This window comes from Arthrobacter ginkgonis (genome assembly GCF_039540195.1).
Lineage (GTDB): Bacteria > Actinomycetota > Actinomycetes > Actinomycetales > Micrococcaceae > Zafaria > Zafaria ginkgonis.
The window spans coordinates 47,561-63,635 of sequence record NZ_BAABEO010000036.1 but is presented as its reverse complement, the minus strand read 5'-3'; the positions used below and the strand labels follow the sequence as shown (position 1 = coordinate 63,635).

Here is a 16,075-nt window from a genome sequence, read left to right as displayed (position 1 = left end):
TTCCTTGAGGTTTGTCGGGTTTGAGAGGCCGATTCGGCGGTTATTTGACGGCCGGGTCCGTGCGAAAGCGGTGCTCCTTGACGAAGACGCGTGGGTGGCCACCGGCAATGAAGTGGGCCGAGTCCTGCACGATTTCCGTCTCGCCGCGTGGGGAGTCGAAGAAGCCCTTCACAAGTGCCTCTTCGTTTGGGAATCCCATTTCGACGATGCCCCCTACGGCTGGGGCGCCTTCGTCGAGAGACTCATGCACCCACCACTGGACGTAGCGGTCTGAACCGACATGCACCCGCTCGGCCAAAGGTTCGTGTACCTGCCAGCTTCGGCGCACCGCCGAAGCTGGCAGGTCAGCGAACCACTGCACGCTCAGCAGGAACTTGATCGCTTCCGCATTTCCGTCATGGGGGGAGCGCTTGTCAAAGATGACTTTCTCCTCGACCCGATAGGCGTGAAGGCGGCCCAGCCGGTGCCGGAGATGCTCGTCCAGGATTTCGGAAACCGCTGCCGGCGAACCGCCCACGACAACCGCGCCGTCGTACGGGGTCGCCGGAGAATCCCCGCTCTTCAGTTCCATCTCCTCCGGCATCGCGAAGGCAGCAGGCCTGCTCGTGCCGGCCAGTACGTCGAAGCGGTCAAGTCCGGGTACCCCACCCAGGAGCGTCGGAGCGAGGCCTACAAGGTCTTGGCCGTCAAGGCCGCTCTCGGGATCCGCGTGGAAGTACGCAAGACACAGCACGTTTTCCGCCGAAACCGTCACTGTCCACCACCCAGGCCGACCGGCTCCCGCCGGGTCCACGTGCCCGCAGGAAGAAGGGTGCGGCGCAGCAGCGGATAGAGCACGGCACTGATCACGAGTGAGGTCAGGAAGCCCAGCGGCAGGACTTGAAGGACCTGCAACGTTTCAGCCACCGCAAGGGAAAGGACGACGGTCAGCACTCCGGCCCAATTGACGACCTCGCAGGCGGCGTGGTCGCTGCGCTGGCGCCGACGCACGATGTAGAAGTCGGATACGAGGACACCGATCAAGGCGGTGGTAATGACCCCGAGCACGGCGAGCCAGGCGTTGAGCAGGTCAAGGATGCCCCCGGCCACGAAGACCAGTCCCACCGCGTTGGCGGCGAGGATCATGATCAAGCGGCTCGGCCGCCGGCGGAACAGGCCGTCAGCGAAGTTCGTCAGGGCCAGCGAGGCACCGTAGACATTGAGAACCTGGGTCTTGGCCTGTACGGCGCACGCCAAAATGAATCCGAGGACGGGCGAGACAATGATGAGGAAGGCGCCGGCGTTGTGCGAGCTCAGTTGGAGGGCGGCGTTGGCCGCGTCGCCGGGGGCAGCCAGTCCATCTTCGACCAGTCGTTGGCCGACCAGGACGGAACCGCCGTAGAAGAGCAGCGACGCCACGATGACCAGTCCGACGTTCAAGACGAGTGCTCCCAGGAAAGCGGAAATCCCGACGTCGCGAGTACTGCGCGCGTATCGCGCATAGTCGGCGGAAGTGAGGGCGAACGAACCCGTCGAAGCGACCAGAGTGACAAGAGCGAACTGGAGCCGTTCCCAGACACTGCCTGCATCTGCCACGAGTGGGCCGTGGCTCAGCGCGGTACCGATGGGCATCCCGCTACCGACCATGGCGATGGCCGTGAGGACAACCATTAGCAGGGCCGAGACCGCCAGCAAGGTACCGGATGTCTTCGTCACCAGGCTCATTCCGAAAGTGGTGAGGGCAATCCAGAAAACAGTCAGGATTCCGTAGATCACCAGATCTGCGACCCACGTCTGGGGAAGGTCGAACATGAACCGAATGGCGTTGTAGAGCAATACATTCTCGATGGCTAGAAAGCCGATGGCCATGAAGCCGAAGATCGCCGACGCCAAGCTGGATCCGCGTATTCCTAGGCCATAGAGGCGCGTCACAACAGTGTTCGAGACACCCTCGGTGTATGTGACGTGCCCGACAAGCCAGGCCAGTGCGGTGCCGAAGATCGTGATCAGCACCGCGGCCACGATCCCGACCAGGAATCCTGCCTGAATGATGACCAGTCCGGCGATGGCAATGCAGATGAGTGGAGTTACGGCGCTCATTGAGTTCAGCGAGAGGCTCCATCCGGATCGCCTCTGATCATCTGGCACCCGCTGAAGGACGTTGTCCTCCATCAGGTCCTTGACGGACGGCGTTGCCGGCTCGAAGTCGGCAGTTTTCGTACTCGACGGCACGTCGAAGAGTTCATCACCAGTGCTCATTGATGGGTCCATTCCGTGTATGTGGGAGGAACAGGGACTTGGGGGAAGGAGAGAATTGTGGGGGGCGTGACCGCGATCACCGAACCCACCTAGAAGTATTCAGCGGCGACCCATCAGGCATCTATCCGATGCTGGCGGACGTTTGTCCTTCATTGGCGGACTTGCCGGCCGGCCTGTGAAACATCTCTGCCAGCTATCGACTAAGGCCACTCCCGGCAGTAAGCTCTGTCGGCATGTCAGATGGTTCTGGCCTCTTGGCTGTCACCGTGCAAGCGAAGGAGGCAGTCGGATGAGTTCCTCCGTTCTGGTCGATCCACCCGCCCCGCTGGGCGGGTACTCAGTCGTTTCGGGCACTTCGGCCGGCGTGGTTCGAGAAGCCGTAAACTCGTTCACGTCGGATGAGCATGAGTTGGTGCCGGCAGCGGATGAGCTCAAGGCTGTTGTCAATGGTGTACGGGTCGGTTCGTTTGGACTCCTGTACGTCCGCTACGGAGCGAAGGTGCAGGTGGTCGCTCCACCGACCGGCAAGCGTGTCGTTGTCGCGGTTCCCACCGGGCCCATGCACGTCCGGGGCCCCTCAGGCAGGATGTGCACGACGACGGCACCGTTCGTGCTCTCCATGGAGGGACCGACCACGATGGTCCCGGATGCCGAGGCGGGATGCCTCGTGGGTGCTGTCGACGCTGCCGACCTTGAGGACACACTTTTTGCAACCACGGGCATCTCCAGACCATTGCGTTTTCTGGAACCAGGCGAGTTGCAGGACATCCAAGAGGGGCCAGACGTGGTCAGTTCGACTTGGACGAGCGTATGCCGGCACCTTGACACCCTTGGTCGGGACCGCTTGGGAAACCCCGCGCAGCGGCTCATGGCACAGATGTTGATGTCGTCGGTGTTGGTAGGGATGCCCCACTCGGCCCGCTCGTCTCTCGAGACGACGCCCGCTGACGTCGGCCCTGCTTACGTGGCCCAGGCCACGGAGTACATGGAGGCTCACCTGGCAGAGCCCCTGTCCATGGTGGAGGTGGCCCAGGCGGTGAACGTGAGCGTGCGGCAACTGAACGCCGCCTTTCGGATGCACCGGGGGACGACCCCCACTAACCAGCTGCGGGACCTCCGCCTCGCCCGTGCCCATCAGCTGTTGGCAGACGCAAATCCTGACGAGACGGTCAGCAATATCGCTTTTGCCTGCGGTTTCCTGCACTTGGGGCGCTTCTCGAACTACTACGCGCAGCGCTATGGCTGCCTGCCTTCCGACACCCAGCGTGGCCGGCGGCACGCCGGCTGAGAGGGCGGCAGTGTGCCATTCGACGCCGGAGCATGCGCATATCTGGCCCATTTGATGTCGCATAACTGGCTGGTCCCAGTCACGCGCGCCGGTTCACCACAACAAAAAGCCCCATAACGCAGCTGGGCTGGTGCTCTGTAACAGGCCACCTAGACCCGGCACAGAGCACCAGCCGCTTTTTATACGCGCTTTCCACCCTTTATCCCAATGGAGGTTGGGCATGGGGGAATGCTGAAGGGTCATGTCCCACGGGACTTACCAAATAACGACTTCCTCTGTGGCCAGAAATCCGGGAGACCGCGTGAGGTTAACTCCTGGTGCTGCGAGAAAGGCGCGCCAGCTATCAGTGGATGCGGCGGCCAAATAGGTCGCAGCGTCCGGGAACCAGACTTCCCGGACGGCATCGTAGGGGTCGAGGCTGAGCCAATGATGGACCTCGGCCTGCGGCGGCAGCTCGGAGACATAGGATTCCGGAAGCGCCTCGCACACGGAGTACGCCACGACGCCCAGGTCCTTGGCCATCTTCAGGTGCTCTGCGTTCTCCAACGCCGGAAGCATGCGGTCCGCAGCCGTACCGGCGGTTCTGACGAGGTGCAAGAATTTCACTCCGCGGCTTTTTTGGTCCAGCGATCCCGGGATAAGTTCCCGCTCTTTGGTGAGCACGCGGAAGGTATCGGGCCCGAGGTCCATGAATTTTGGTTCATCCAGGCCGCAGTAGTCGCTGTAGTTGGGGTCCTCGTTCAAACGGTTCGCCGTGTCAACATCGGCAAACCATATCTCGGCGGCTCCGTCATGGGGCGCCGGCGGGGCGATTTGGTCGTCCACGCTCTTGTGTGCCTGTATGTAACGCTGCATCGATTTGATGCGCTTGGCCATCGTCCCGTGGGGATGGCGCCAGTACTCATGGAAGGATTTCTCGCTGAAGTCGTGGCGACGGGGGATGAAACAGAAAACCTTGATCGAATCTGCTGTGGGACCGTGCATGCTTTTTCCTATTCTTGTTACGGAGGAGACACAGGGAGGTAGTTAGGGGACCACAAAGCCGCCGTCCACGGACAGCAGGTGCCCGGTGATGAAACTGGCCTTCTCGGAAAGGAGGAAGGAGATCCCTGCGGCGATTTCTTCTGGTTCCCCAAAACGGTCCATGGGATGCAGAGCTTCCCGCGCTCGGAGCGCCGCCTGATCTTCGTCCAGGGAAAGGCCGCTTTGCATGTTCATGGGGGTTCGGACGAATCCGGGACACACTGCATTGATCCGGATTCCATCGGTGGCGGTTTCCAAGGCTGCCGATTTTGTCGCGCCGGCCACGCCGTGCTTCGAGGCGGAGTAGGCAACGTAATTGGCAGAACCGTTGAGTCCCCAGATGGAGCAGGTGTTGACGATCGCACCCTTTGACGCTCGCTTCATGAGGTCGATCTCGAACTGCATGCAGTACAGGACGGAGAGCAGGTTGACGGAAATGAGGGACGAGATGGCCTCGGGATCTACGGATTCCAGCGGACCAATGGGGCCAGTTATCCCCGCATTGTTGACGGCACCGTCCAGTCGCCCCCAATGCGAGTCGATTGACGTGAAGAGCTGTGACAGATTTTCGTGGGAACTCACGTCGCAGGCGTAGGCAGCAGCCGTGCCCCCGCCCTCCGTGACCTGGTCCGCCACGGACTGCGCGGAATCGAGGTTGACGTCTGCGATCAAGACGGTGGCCCCCTCAGCAGCCAAGGCAAGCGCGGTTGACTTTCCGATTCCGGAGCCGCCTCCGGTTATCAGTACGATGCTGTCATTCATGCTCTGGCATCCTTGCCTTTCGATAGATGCAGTAGTTTCATGTTGCAGGGCAGGTTCGGGCAGATGTATTTTTTGGACACGTGGGAATGCGTGGGCGACAGCGATCGTCGTCTGCCGGCGCTGTCGACCACCGGCCTACTTGAGAACGTTGATGCCGTCGCTCATGTAGACGTAAACGCGTTCAAACTTGCCGTCGCGAACATAGAAGAAGTTGCAGCTCGTAAGAACCACATCGTTGCCTTCATGGTCTGTCATCTCCGCTCGGAACTGAGAGGCGATCCTGCAGTTCTCGACGTCGACGACATGCCGGAAATGGATGTGCCTGATCTTTCTGAAGGAGCCGATGAATTCCTCATACATCGAACGGATTCCGGTATCGCGGCCGTGGTGGGGTGAATGGGCCGATTGAACGGTGAATACGGCGTCGTCGGCATAGTGCTCCAAAACGGCGTCAAGATCGCCATCATCCAGAGCGGCAAAATAGCGCTCCACCAGGTCAACAAGCTGCCCGTACGTAGGCTGGCCTGTGGCAGTAGACGGCGCGAGTTCAGTCCAGCTTGATCTGGTGGAGGATGTGATTTGGGACTTCAACTGAGGTTTCCCCTTCCTAACTTTGCTCGATGTGGTGGATATACGGTGGCAATGAGTCGGCGGTTACGGCTGAGGTCGGTTAGCTGCCGGGGGTCGTCCGATAGTTGGTGTGGCCTCTGTCCCGGCCGCAAATGTGAAGGACCCGAGGTGCAACGCCGATCGAAGCACTTCCCCGGTTTCCCCGTTGCGGCCCCGGACTTCCGCCGCTGCGCCGAATGACAGGCGAGACCAGTCTTCGACGCCAGCGGAAGATCCTTTTCTGCCCCCTATGCGCGGCGCAGGGGATCTCCCGTTCGACCGTCTCGCAGGCGGTGTCCCCGTGAAAGTTGGCTACCCGAAGGCATTGTTCAACTGGTATCCCAGTCTGCCGCCGCAGGGGGACGGACTCTAGCCGCGTTCGGCAGGAACATATCCACTTTTGGCGGTCTGCTCTCGTGCCGCGGCCTCGCATGCAACCCACCACCTAACCCGCCTTGAATCATCGTTTGAGTGCAGCGACAGGCCTTAAGGCGCCCGGAACCAACCCGTCTGGTCGACGCGCAGAGCCAGCGTCTCCAATGCCCTAAAAACTTGCACCGGCGGCGCACATCCGGCTCAAACGGATCGGTTCGCCGGGTGAGGTCGCCCGGAGCGCCCGCCCTACTCCTGGCTTCCGATGACGCTGCCGCGCAGCAACCGGCGCCAACCGTCCGGTCGGCGCCGCTTGCTGCGCGGCACGCTGGGCCTGCCACCATCAACCCGGTACGGGCTCACTTTTCCGGATCCGAAGACGGTCGAAGGGAATGAGCCGAAGCGTCATAGCCACCGCGATTGCGGCGCCCTGAACCAGCAGCTGGACCGACGGCGGCGCACCCAGCGCGAGCACGGTCTGGCCGAGGCTCGTGATGAACAGTGCACCGATCGCTGTTGCGACGATGCTGGCCCGTCCGCCGGTGAGTGGTGTCCCGCCCAGGACGACCGCGGTGACCGTTGCCAGCAAGTACGCATCACCGGAGTCGGTGGGCGGGGTTCCGACGTAGCCGGCGAACAGTATCCCGGCGACGCAGTAGCAGACGGCGGCCAGGATGTAGGCTCCCACTTGGTACCGTCGGACGGGGAATCCCGTCGCGTGCGACGTCAGCGGATTCGCGCCGACCAGCGTTGTTCTCTTCCCAAACGTACTCCGGCGGAACAACCAGGCCGCGATTCCGATGACGAGCATGGCGAAGATCAGCGTGGTGGGAACGCCCAGGGGACGAGCGGATGCAAAGGCGGTGAGCATGTTCGGCGCCCGGGTGGGACTGCCGCCGGAAATGGTGTGGCACACCCCCAGCAGCAACGCGTTGCTGCCGAGCGTGGCAATGAGCGGAGTGATTCCGAACCTCGTCACAGCGATGCCGGTCGCCCAGCCAATGAATGCCGCCCCCGCGAGGGCCAGGACGATGCTTCCGAGGATGCCGACACCCGGCCGGGACGGCATCACCGTCACGATGATGGTGGAGAGGGAGAAGACGCCGGCCACGGAGAAATCCAGTCCTCGTTGTTGGACGACCAGCGTCTGGCCCACCGCGGCCACCGCCAGGATGCTGGCGAAGGGCAGGAGGGAGAGCAAGGAGGCGGCCGTGAGGACCCCCGACGACATGGTGACCGCGAGCAGAGCCACGGTCGCCCAGAGGATCAGCGAATAATCCCCCATTGCCGCGCGCGGGGCGCGTACCCCACCGGCGCCTCGGTTCCAAATCTGCTTGGTTTCGGTGATCATGCCTTCGACCTCAGTCTTGAGTAGAAACCGGCGGCCAGGATGGTCAGCCCGCCCAGCAGGTAGTGTTGCCATGCTTCGTCCAGTGCGAGGAAAACCGTCACGGTGTTCAACTGCTGGATCAGCAGCGCGCCCGTCAACGCTCCAACGAACGAGCCCCGACCTCCGAAGACACTCGCTCCCGCGAGCACGACGGCGGTGATGCTCGGCAAGGTGTAGCTGATCCCCGCGCTGGCGTCTCCAGATCCTGTCTGTGTCATCAGGACCAGTGCCGCGAGCACGACGATGCCGGAAGCGGCGACATAGGCGGTGAGCAGGGTCCAGCGGATCCTGATGCCAAGGCGCTTCGCTCCCGCGGGACGTGAGCCGACCGCGCGGAGTCTGAGGCCCCATGCCGTCCGCCGCAAAGCGAACTCCAGCCCCAGTCCGAGGACCACGGCGGCGACGGCTGCCAGGGGAACGAAGCCTGCGGAGGCCTCCAGCCAGACCAGAAGATTTCCGTTGATGGCCCCACCCGGCTCCGGGCGGAGCACGAGCGAAATGCCTTGGAGCAGGGTAAAAGTGATGAGCGTGCCAATGACCGGAGGAATCTTCGTGAATTCGATTAGCGCCCAGTTGGCCGCGCCGGTCGCGAGGCCGATGAGGCACAGCACCAGGATGCCGACCGCCAGTCCTCCATAGCTGGACAGGCTGGCAGGCAGGACGAACGAGGCCACCACGACCATAAGACCGGCTAAGGGACCCACGGACAGGTCGATCCCGCCGGTCATCATGACCACCTGCTGCGCCATCGCCACGAAAGCGTAGCCTGCGAAGAGCATCAGCAAGGAGTTGAGGTTGAAGGCGGTGAGGTAGAACTCGTTCTGGGACGCGGCCACTGCGCCCAGGACGAGGGAGGCCACGGCCAGGATCGCGGCCGGGAAGTAGTCGCCCGTCAGGAACCGGCGGGCGCGTGACCGCTCCGTTGCGGCCGCAACGGACCGGGTGGTGGTGGATGTCAGGACCGCGTGCGTGATGGCCTTTTCCGTGAGTTCTTCGCCCTCGAGTTCTGCGGCCACCTGCCCTCGGGAGAAGACCACGACCCTGTCGCAGAGGCCGCTGAGTTCCATTGCGTCCGATGAGAGGACTAAGGCCGTTCCGCCGGAGTCCGCCGTCGAGCGGAGGATTTCGTAGATCTCCAGCCGGGCCCCGACGTCGACGCCTTGCGTCGGTTCGTCGGCCAAGAGGAGCGTGGGTTCGGAGGCCAGGCTGCGGGCCATCACGACCTTTTGCTGGTTTCCCCCGGACAGGCTCTCGATGGGCGCATCCAAGGAACTCATCTTGATGCCCAGCACCGCGCGCAGGTTCTGAGCGGCGGCGACCTCCTGCTTGAGGTCAACGATCGAGGCCCGCGAAAACTTGGGTAGTGTCCGCGCCGTGAGGTTGGCCAGGATGGGCATGGAGGTGAAGATTCCCTCGCCATGGCGGTCGTTCGGAACGAAGGCGATCCCGTGCTCGGCCGATTTCCAAGGCTTGCCGAGGGGTACCTCGCGTTCGCCGACCGAAAGCCGGCCGCGGGCTTTGCCGAGACCTGCCAATGCCCTCAAGAAGTCCCGTTGCCCCTGCCCCTCGATGCCGGCCAAACCGACGATTTCGCCCCGGTGCAGCGCGAGCTCCTGCACTGAGAAGTTCTCACCCACGAAATCTTGGACGACGACGGCGGTCTCGCTCTCGCCGGTAGGCTTCCTTTTCTCGGGAAACAGGGCGGCAAGATGTTTTCCGGCCACGAGGTTGACGATTTCCCGATCCGTCTTCTGATCGGCTGGGAACGTGTCCTTGATGGCCCCGTCGCGCAGGACGGCGATCCGGTGGGCGATCCTCTTGACCTCGTGGATGCGGTGGGAGATGTAGACGACCGCGCACCCCTGCTCGGCCAGCCGGCGTACGGTGGCCAACAGGATCTCGACGTCGTCCTTGCTCAGGTGCTCGGTGGGTTCATCCAGGATGACCACCTTGGGATTTCCGGCCAAGGCCTTGGAGATCTCCAGGACGAACCGTTTGTCCGGCTGAAGGTCACGCACCGGGACCGCCGGCGGCAGCGGATTCTCGGAGGAAAACGCTGCGGTCAGGCTGCGCGACCACGCGGCAAGTCCCGCGAACTTCGGCCGTTGTTTCTCGGGCACGCCGAGGTAGCAGTTTTCGTCGACCCGCAGGTCGGGGATCAGCGCCGGGTCCTGGTAGACGATGGCCAGGCCAGCACTGCGCGAAGCCTCCGGGTCGCTGCCGTCCATTCGCTGGCCGGCAATGGTGACGGTTCCGGCGTCGGGCAGCAGCGAGCCTGCCGCAACGGACATCAGCGTCGACTTCCCTGCTCCGTTCTCGCCGACGAGGCCCAGGATCTCGCCTGGGAAGAGTTCCAGGTTGACGGCTTTGAGCGCGTGGACGGGGCCGAAGTGCTTTTCGATCCCGGCAAGCTCGAGTACGGGCCGCCTCTCCTCCCCCGTTTCCTCCGGGCGGGTACCACCTTCCGGAGCCAGAGCAAGGTCAGCCAAGACAGTCTGGTCCGACTGGGCGTCACGCATGTTCGCCAGCCCCCACGCCCGCGCGGTCCGAGCTGGCCGTCTGCCGGTGCCAGGCGTCGGCCAGGCGCAGGAGCCTAGCGTCCTCCCAGTGCGGAGCAACGAGCATCATGCTGACCGGCAAGCCATCCGACAGGCCGAGGGGCACGGCGGTGGCCGGGTGTCCGGTGATGTTAAAGGCGCACGTGTTCTGCAGCATGTCCAAGGCGCTGCCGACGACGGTGCTGATGGAGGCGTCGCGTGGCGGGATGGTGGTCGCCTTCTTCGGCAACGTCGGCATGAGGAGCACGTCGTAGTCGTCAAAGGCCCGGTCGTAGGCTGCGCGCAGGCCGAGGGCCAGGTTCTGGGCCTTGGCGTAGTAGCGCGCCCCGTGGGTCCGAGACATGTAGTCGGCGATGTAGGAGTAGAGCTTGTGGGTCGGCGAGAGGCGGGACCCGCGGAGTTTCAGGGCCTCCCGCACGGCGTCCATCATGTCCGCCGGGTAGTGGCCGCGGAAGTTCAGGCCGACCCCTTCGCCGGTGGCCATGGCGTGGATGCCTCCTTCGATGAAGATCGGGAAGGCGATCGAGGGCGCGTCCCGATGGGCCGGGATGCTGACCTCCTCGACGACGCATCCGAGGGACCGCAGGCCAAAGGCCGTGTCGCGAACCAGTTCGTCGACGTCGTCCTCCGAGTGGCCGGGCCAGCCGAACCCCTCGGTGAGGACACCAACGCGCAGGTCCTCCACGTCGCCCGTCAGCGCTTCCCGGTATGCGTCGACCCGAAGATCCCACTGCTGGCGGGGATCCAGCCCGTCCGGTCCAGCGATGACGTCCAGCACCAGGGCCAAATCCTCGGGGGATCTCGCGATGGGGCCCAGGGTATCCACGGTGGCTTCGATGGTCATAGCCCCCGTGTAGGGAACCAGCCCCCACGTGGGCTTGTGCCCGTAAACGCCCGTCCATCCGGCGGGCATGCGGATCGAGCCGCCCTGGTCACTGCCGATGGCCAGGTCCGCCTCGCCCGTGGCCACGAGGACGGCCGAGCCGCTCGAGGATCCGCCGCTGGAACGGGAGGGGTCGTGGGGGTTCCGCACGGGACCCGGGTCCGACGTGTGGCTGGCTCCCGAAAGGCAGAAGCTCTCGCAGGTCGACTTGCCCACGATCGTCGCGCCGGCGTCCAAGAGCCGCCCGACCACGGTTGCGTCTTCCGCCGGGATGAAGCCTTCGAGCGCGGCGGAGCCGTTTCTCATGGGAATTCCGGCCACGCTGACCGAGTCCTTGATGACGACGGTTTTCCCCGTGAGGGGACCATCCTGCGCCCCGATGATCTTTGACTTCCAGGCCCAGGCGCCCAGCCGGTTCTCTTCCGGGTCCGGAAGTGAGCCGGACGGCCGAGGGTACTTCACGTCCGGGGAAGGGACGTCGAGCTCGTCGAGGCGTCGGTAGGCGTCGGCCATTCCTTCGATGATTTTCTTGAACTCGAGGATCTCCTCCTCGGAGTTCCCGAACCCCAGAACGGTATTGGTTCGCCGCAGTTGCTCGGCCGTTGGTATCTTCCTAGCCATTGTCATCTCCTTGCTCCGTGGCCCGGCTACTTCGCGAAAATCTCGCGCATCTCTTCCGGCGTCAGGTCTGCCGACATATCTGCGTCGGCCGGCAGGTCCGGATCGCAAACCGGCATCTTGCCGTTCAGGGTGTCGATGAACACCGGGATTTGGACCATTGACGCCTCCGTGTTTTCGATGCCCTGGGCGGCGGCGACCGCCTTGCGCAAAGCCACGACCGAAACATTGGTCGTGCCTTCCACGGAAAGGAGCTCGAAGCCAGGGTGGTCCTTCTTCAACTGGTCCCAGGCACAACCGACCTCATTGGTGCTCGCGGTGGCGGCCACGGGCACCAGTTCCTGGCCTGCGGCATCGTAGGCTCGAGCGAGGCTCTGAATTCCCGCGCCGAAGTCCGTCAGGATCAGCCCCGTGTCCGGGTACCGGGTCATCATGCCCGCCGCTGCCTGCTGCATCCCGGCAACGGTCCAATCGGTGTTGAGGGGTTCGTCCTGCGCCAGAGTGATGGACGGTGCGGCATTCGCCTTGTATCCGTCGAGGAACGCGGTGCTCAGCGGGTTTCCGGGAGTGCCGCCGAGCATGGCCACCGTTCCCTTCCCACCGAGGGCCTTCTCGGCCCACGAAGCCCATTCCTTGCCCACCTGATCCGTGTCTTCGGCGACGAACACCTCGTAGTCCTCCCCCGGCGTCCCGCCGGGGTTTGCGATGTACGGTACGACGACCACACCGGCCTTGGTGGCTTTACGCAGGGTGGGGAGCGCGGCGGGGCCGAAGTCGTCGAACGTGATGATGGCATCCACCCCTTGGGCGACGAGTCCGTTGATGTCCGATGCGTACTTCTGGGGGTCGGAATTGGCATTGGTGTAGATCGTCTTCGTGATGTTGGGGCACTTTGCGGCTTCCTTCTCGAATTGCCGCTTCACGATCTTGCGCCAGGCGTTCCCGCCGAACCCGTCGGCCAAGGCTACGGTGATTTCCTTGTCGCCGCAGAATTCGGTGATGTCCGGGCGGCCCTCGAGGGGGGCGCTGACGACGGCGGCCTCGGAAGCCGCTGCCCCGGACCCGGCCGCCGCGTTGGCGCCGTCCGTGGAAATGTCACCGCATCCGGTTGCCGCCAAGGCACCGGCAGCGAGGAAGGCGCTCCAGAGGACTCGCCGCGAACGATTTGATGATGTAGTCATGGATTCCCTCGAGCTTGGAGAGCGCTGTGGCCGCGTCTTGGCGCGGCCACAGCGTAGGACGGAACGGATGGTTAGCTGCGTGCGGAGAGATTTCCGGTTTCGCGCAGGGGGGCGCCCTCTTCGAGCGTCTTTTCGAGCTCGTCTTCCAGAGCGAGCCGGGCGTCGCCGGCGGCTTCGTGGGCTATTGTCTGCCGGGGAGTCACACTCGGCGCACCACCGTGGACCCACGGAGTGGGAGCGGAGTTGAAGTTCAGCGAAAGCACATCGGGACGCGAGTAATGGCCCACCGGGTCGGCGGCGAACTTGGTCAGGGCGATTGCCCCCAGGTCCAGCTCCGCGTAGAGGATGCCCTCTTCGTCCTCGGCAAGGGGCTCGACGAGATCCTTGCCGTCCGGGCCGATGATTCGCGCCCAACCGCCGCCGATCCCCATCTGCTGCCTCTTCAGTTCGGTGTCGCAGAAGAGCTCCTGCGCCGCCTCTCCCACCACGGACGTCGAACAGACCACGAAGGTCTGCCCCTCGACGGCATACATGCGGGTGGCCAGGTCTCCGACTTCGATCTGGAACGTGTGGACGTCGGGCTTGAACATCTGCAGGCTCGGCCAGGACGCGACGTGGATCTGCTCGTGTTGGCTGTACATGGCGTACTTGGTCAGGGTCTGGAAATGCTCCCAGCAGTTCAGCGCACCCACGCGGCCGATCGGCAGGTCAAGCACCACCAGGTCGGAACCGTTGCCCTCACCGAACATCGAACGCTCCACATGCGTAGGCTTGAGCTTGCGACGGTTCTTAATTAGCGTGCCATCCGGCCCGATCGTGGCCTGGGACATGAAGAGGCTGCCGCCGCCACGCTCGCTGTAACCCATGACAACCGTGATGTTGTTGTCCGCAGCCGCCTTCTGCAGGCGCTGCATGTGGGGACCGTCGACGGTGATCGAGTTCTCGTGGTAGCGCCGCTGGAACTGCATGACCCAGAACTGCGAGTCCAGCCAGATGTACCAGGGGTAGCCCGGGATGAAAAGCTCCGGGAAGGCGACCAGTTCCGCCCCGTTGCGGGCGGCCTCTTCGATATAGCCGATGGACTTCTCGATGCCGGCATCAACATCCAGCCAAGCGGGCTCGGCCTGGACCGCTGCCACCTTCGTGAGCGCCGTGTACTCAACCATGAGCTTCTCCTTCACATTGCCTAAACATCGTAGAAACAAACGTTCGCTTTAGTTAGGATGTACCATCCCGCCCACAGCATTGGTGGCGCGGATCACATGATTAGAGCGTAGGCCCAGGAATGGGGGGAAATCTTGCTTTTTCCGTTCAGGAAAGTTGTCAAGAACCGCCATCCAGCCTTGTCGCTAACCGCCACATCGAGTGGAGTCGCCATGCGAACAAGAAGCCATTCCGCCGCAGGGATCCGCAGCGCGCGGGCCACCTCGCACGACGAATGGGCCCACGTGGCCAGCCAACATTTCGTCCCCTTGGAACCCTCCCCACTGCGCCAGCATGCGGGCGGATTCCGTGCGGAAATCGCAACCGCCCCCTGCGGCGACCTGCAAATCTCCTCCCTACAGGCCAGCGGAGTGCACGTGCGTCGTGGAGCTAGGCAGATCCGGGAGTCCAGCCCGGAGCTCGTCCTGGCCGGGTTCCAATCCGCCGGCGTGGCCGCGGTGCAGCAAGCCAACCGGACCGCCGTCATCAGAGCCGGCGAATTCACCTTCTTTGACACATCACGCCCATACGAGATCGAGGCGTCCCAGGAATTCAGCCAAGTAGTCATCTCGTTCCCTCGGGACCGGTTCTTTCACCAAGTGCCGGCGTTCGATCGGCTTACCGCCATAACGCTCGACGCGTCCCGCAGCTCAAACGCCTTGCTGCTGCGCATGGTGGACCAGTTGGCCACGGACCGGCCCCGAGGGTTGGCCCACGAACTCGACGCCATCGCCTCCGCCCTGGAACATGTCGCGGTCGCCACTCTGCGCGCCCTCGTCGCGGACAACACCGACATGCCCCGGACGCACCAAACACGCGCACAAATCGTCCATTACGTCATGCGCAATCTCCGAGACCCCTCCCTGAACGTCGCCCGCATAGTGGCCGACCTGCACCTGTCTGAAAGCACGGTCTACCGGGCCTTCAAGGACTTCGACACTTCACTGCCCGATTTCATCTGGCAGAAGCGGCTGGAAGGCATCCGGGAGGATCTCCGCGCGGTCGGAACGCGCCCCGGCGGCTTGGGTCAGGTCGCTTCAGCGTGGGGTTACTGCGACTACTCGTTGTTCAGCAAGAAGTTCAAGGCCTCCACCGGCCTTTCCCCCCGTGAGTACGTGAAATCGTTCCGCTCCGAACCTTGCACCGACCGCGGGGCCAATTAGCTTCCCCCTTACTGATCGAATTTCTGTTGACAGCCCACACAAGCGCACCTGTACCGTAGAACAAACGAACGCTTGTTAGGAAGAAGGCAACAAACCATGTACTTCTATCTCCTTTTCGGCCGCCGGCTTGATCAGCGGCTGAATCGTCCGCACGCCGATTTGTCTTGGACCAGCCTGACGGAACGGCTCGCCGCAGGGCTGGCCGCCGACCAGAAGATCGACTACGGAACACCCGCGGAAGGAGTCCCCGAAAGCAAGCTCAGCATCTTCGGAAGCCACGTGACCGTGATGACCTTTAGCGAGCGGCGCATGGCCGAACGCGCCGAACGGCTGGTATGTGAGCATCTGGCCCATTCGGCAACGGGCAAAGGCGCGTCGTGGGACGTCCGCGGACGCCTCCTCAAACAGGTCGACCGATACGGCCCCTCTCCGTCGGGAAACGGTGCTTTCCCTGCCCATGCAGCTATGTTTCAAGTCAGCTGGAAGGTCCCGGAGGACCTGATGCCCGGTTTTTCCGCATGGTACGAGGAGCACCTGCGCTGGCACAGCCACACCTTCGGGACGCTGGACGCCCGCAGGCTGGTGGGCGTTGACGCTCCCGCACGGCTTATCTCCTACCCCTACGACATGACCGCCATGTACTGGTTCGAGCAGCCGCAGGAGGTCGTCGACATGTGCGTGGACCTGGTCGAGCGCGGCAAGCGGGGCTGGCCCGATGTCGCCCAGTGGAGTGCCCGGACGCTGAGCGATCGGTCACCCTTCATCCGGATCTCCGAGTGACGCACGC

Annotated in this window: 13 protein-coding genes; 3 read left to right on the top strand and 10 right to left on the bottom strand. The window is 63.4% G+C overall.

The genetic code is table 11. The features are described 5' to 3' along the window. Positions 1-40: 40 nt before the first annotated feature. Positions 41-754 (bottom strand): hypothetical protein, encoded by a 714-nt coding sequence (locus ABD912_RS23020; RefSeq protein WP_345154749.1) that lies wholly within the window; start codon positions 752-754, stop codon positions 41-43. After that, positions 751-2,238 carry a purine-cytosine permease family protein gene (locus ABD912_RS23015; protein WP_345154747.1) on the bottom strand — a complete coding sequence of 496 codons (1,488 nt, stop codon included), beginning with the start codon at positions 2,236-2,238 and terminating at the stop codon, positions 751-753. The genes ABD912_RS23020 and ABD912_RS23015 overlap by 4 nt, the downstream gene beginning before the upstream one ends. A 289-nt stretch (positions 2,239-2,527) precedes the next feature. On the opposite strand from ABD912_RS23015, the gene ABD912_RS23010 reads away from it, so the two are divergent. Then, positions 2,528-3,526, top strand: coding sequence for an AraC family transcriptional regulator (locus ABD912_RS23010; protein WP_345154745.1), 999 nt, complete (start codon positions 2,528-2,530; stop codon positions 3,524-3,526). A gap of 255 nt (positions 3,527-3,781) precedes the next feature. Here the strand turns inward: ABD912_RS23010 and ABD912_RS23005 are convergent, their stop codons facing one another. The 8 genes from ABD912_RS23005 to ABD912_RS22970 all read right to left on the bottom strand — a co-directional run bounded on the left by ABD912_RS23005 (position 3,782) and on the right by ABD912_RS22970 (position 14,088). Further along, positions 3,782-4,510 carry an EthD domain-containing protein gene (locus tag ABD912_RS23005; protein WP_345154743.1) on the bottom strand — a complete coding sequence of 243 codons (729 nt, stop codon included), beginning with the start codon at positions 4,508-4,510 and terminating at the stop codon, positions 3,782-3,784. A 42-nt stretch (positions 4,511-4,552) separates the two neighbouring features. After that, complete coding sequence (locus ABD912_RS23000; protein ID WP_345154740.1) at positions 4,553-5,311, bottom strand: SDR family NAD(P)-dependent oxidoreductase; 759 nt, start codon at positions 5,309-5,311, stop codon at positions 4,553-4,555. Positions 5,312-5,446: 135 nt separating this feature from the next. After that, on the bottom strand, positions 5,447-5,902 hold the full coding sequence (locus ABD912_RS22995) for a nuclear transport factor 2 family protein (protein ID WP_345154738.1): 456 nt from the start codon (positions 5,900-5,902) through the stop codon (positions 5,447-5,449). Between the two features lie 733 nt (positions 5,903-6,635). Continuing rightward, complete coding sequence (locus ABD912_RS22990; protein ID WP_345154736.1) at positions 6,636-7,643, bottom strand: ABC transporter permease; 1,008 nt, start codon at positions 7,641-7,643, stop codon at positions 6,636-6,638. Next, complete coding sequence (locus ABD912_RS22985; RefSeq protein WP_345154735.1) at positions 7,640-10,171, bottom strand: ATP-binding cassette domain-containing protein; 2,532 nt, start codon at positions 10,169-10,171, stop codon at positions 7,640-7,642. Before ABD912_RS22985 ends, ABD912_RS22990 begins: the two co-directional genes overlap by 4 nt. 22 nt (positions 10,172-10,193) lie before the next feature. Further along, a complete protein-coding gene (locus ABD912_RS22980; RefSeq protein WP_345154734.1) occupies positions 10,194-11,744 on the bottom strand; it encodes an amidase in 1,551 nt (516 codons plus the stop codon). 26 nt (positions 11,745-11,770) lie between these two features. Continuing rightward, positions 11,771-12,859, bottom strand: a complete 1,089-nt coding sequence (locus ABD912_RS22975) for a substrate-binding domain-containing protein (RefSeq protein WP_345154733.1) — start codon at positions 12,857-12,859, stop codon at positions 11,771-11,773. A gap of 134 nt (positions 12,860-12,993) precedes the next feature. Next, positions 12,994-14,088, bottom strand: coding sequence for a carbon-nitrogen hydrolase family protein (locus ABD912_RS22970; protein ID WP_345154731.1), 1,095 nt, complete (start codon positions 14,086-14,088; stop codon positions 12,994-12,996). Between the two features lie 210 nt (positions 14,089-14,298). On the opposite strand from ABD912_RS22970, the gene ABD912_RS22965 reads away from it, so the two are divergent. After that, complete coding sequence (locus tag ABD912_RS22965; RefSeq protein ID WP_345154730.1) at positions 14,299-15,288, top strand: AraC-like ligand-binding domain-containing protein; 990 nt, start codon at positions 14,299-14,301, stop codon at positions 15,286-15,288. A 96-nt stretch (positions 15,289-15,384) separates the two neighbouring features. Next, positions 15,385-16,068, top strand: coding sequence for a hypothetical protein (locus ABD912_RS22960; RefSeq protein ID WP_345154728.1), 684 nt, complete (start codon positions 15,385-15,387; stop codon positions 16,066-16,068). Positions 16,069-16,075: the final 7 nt, after the last annotated feature.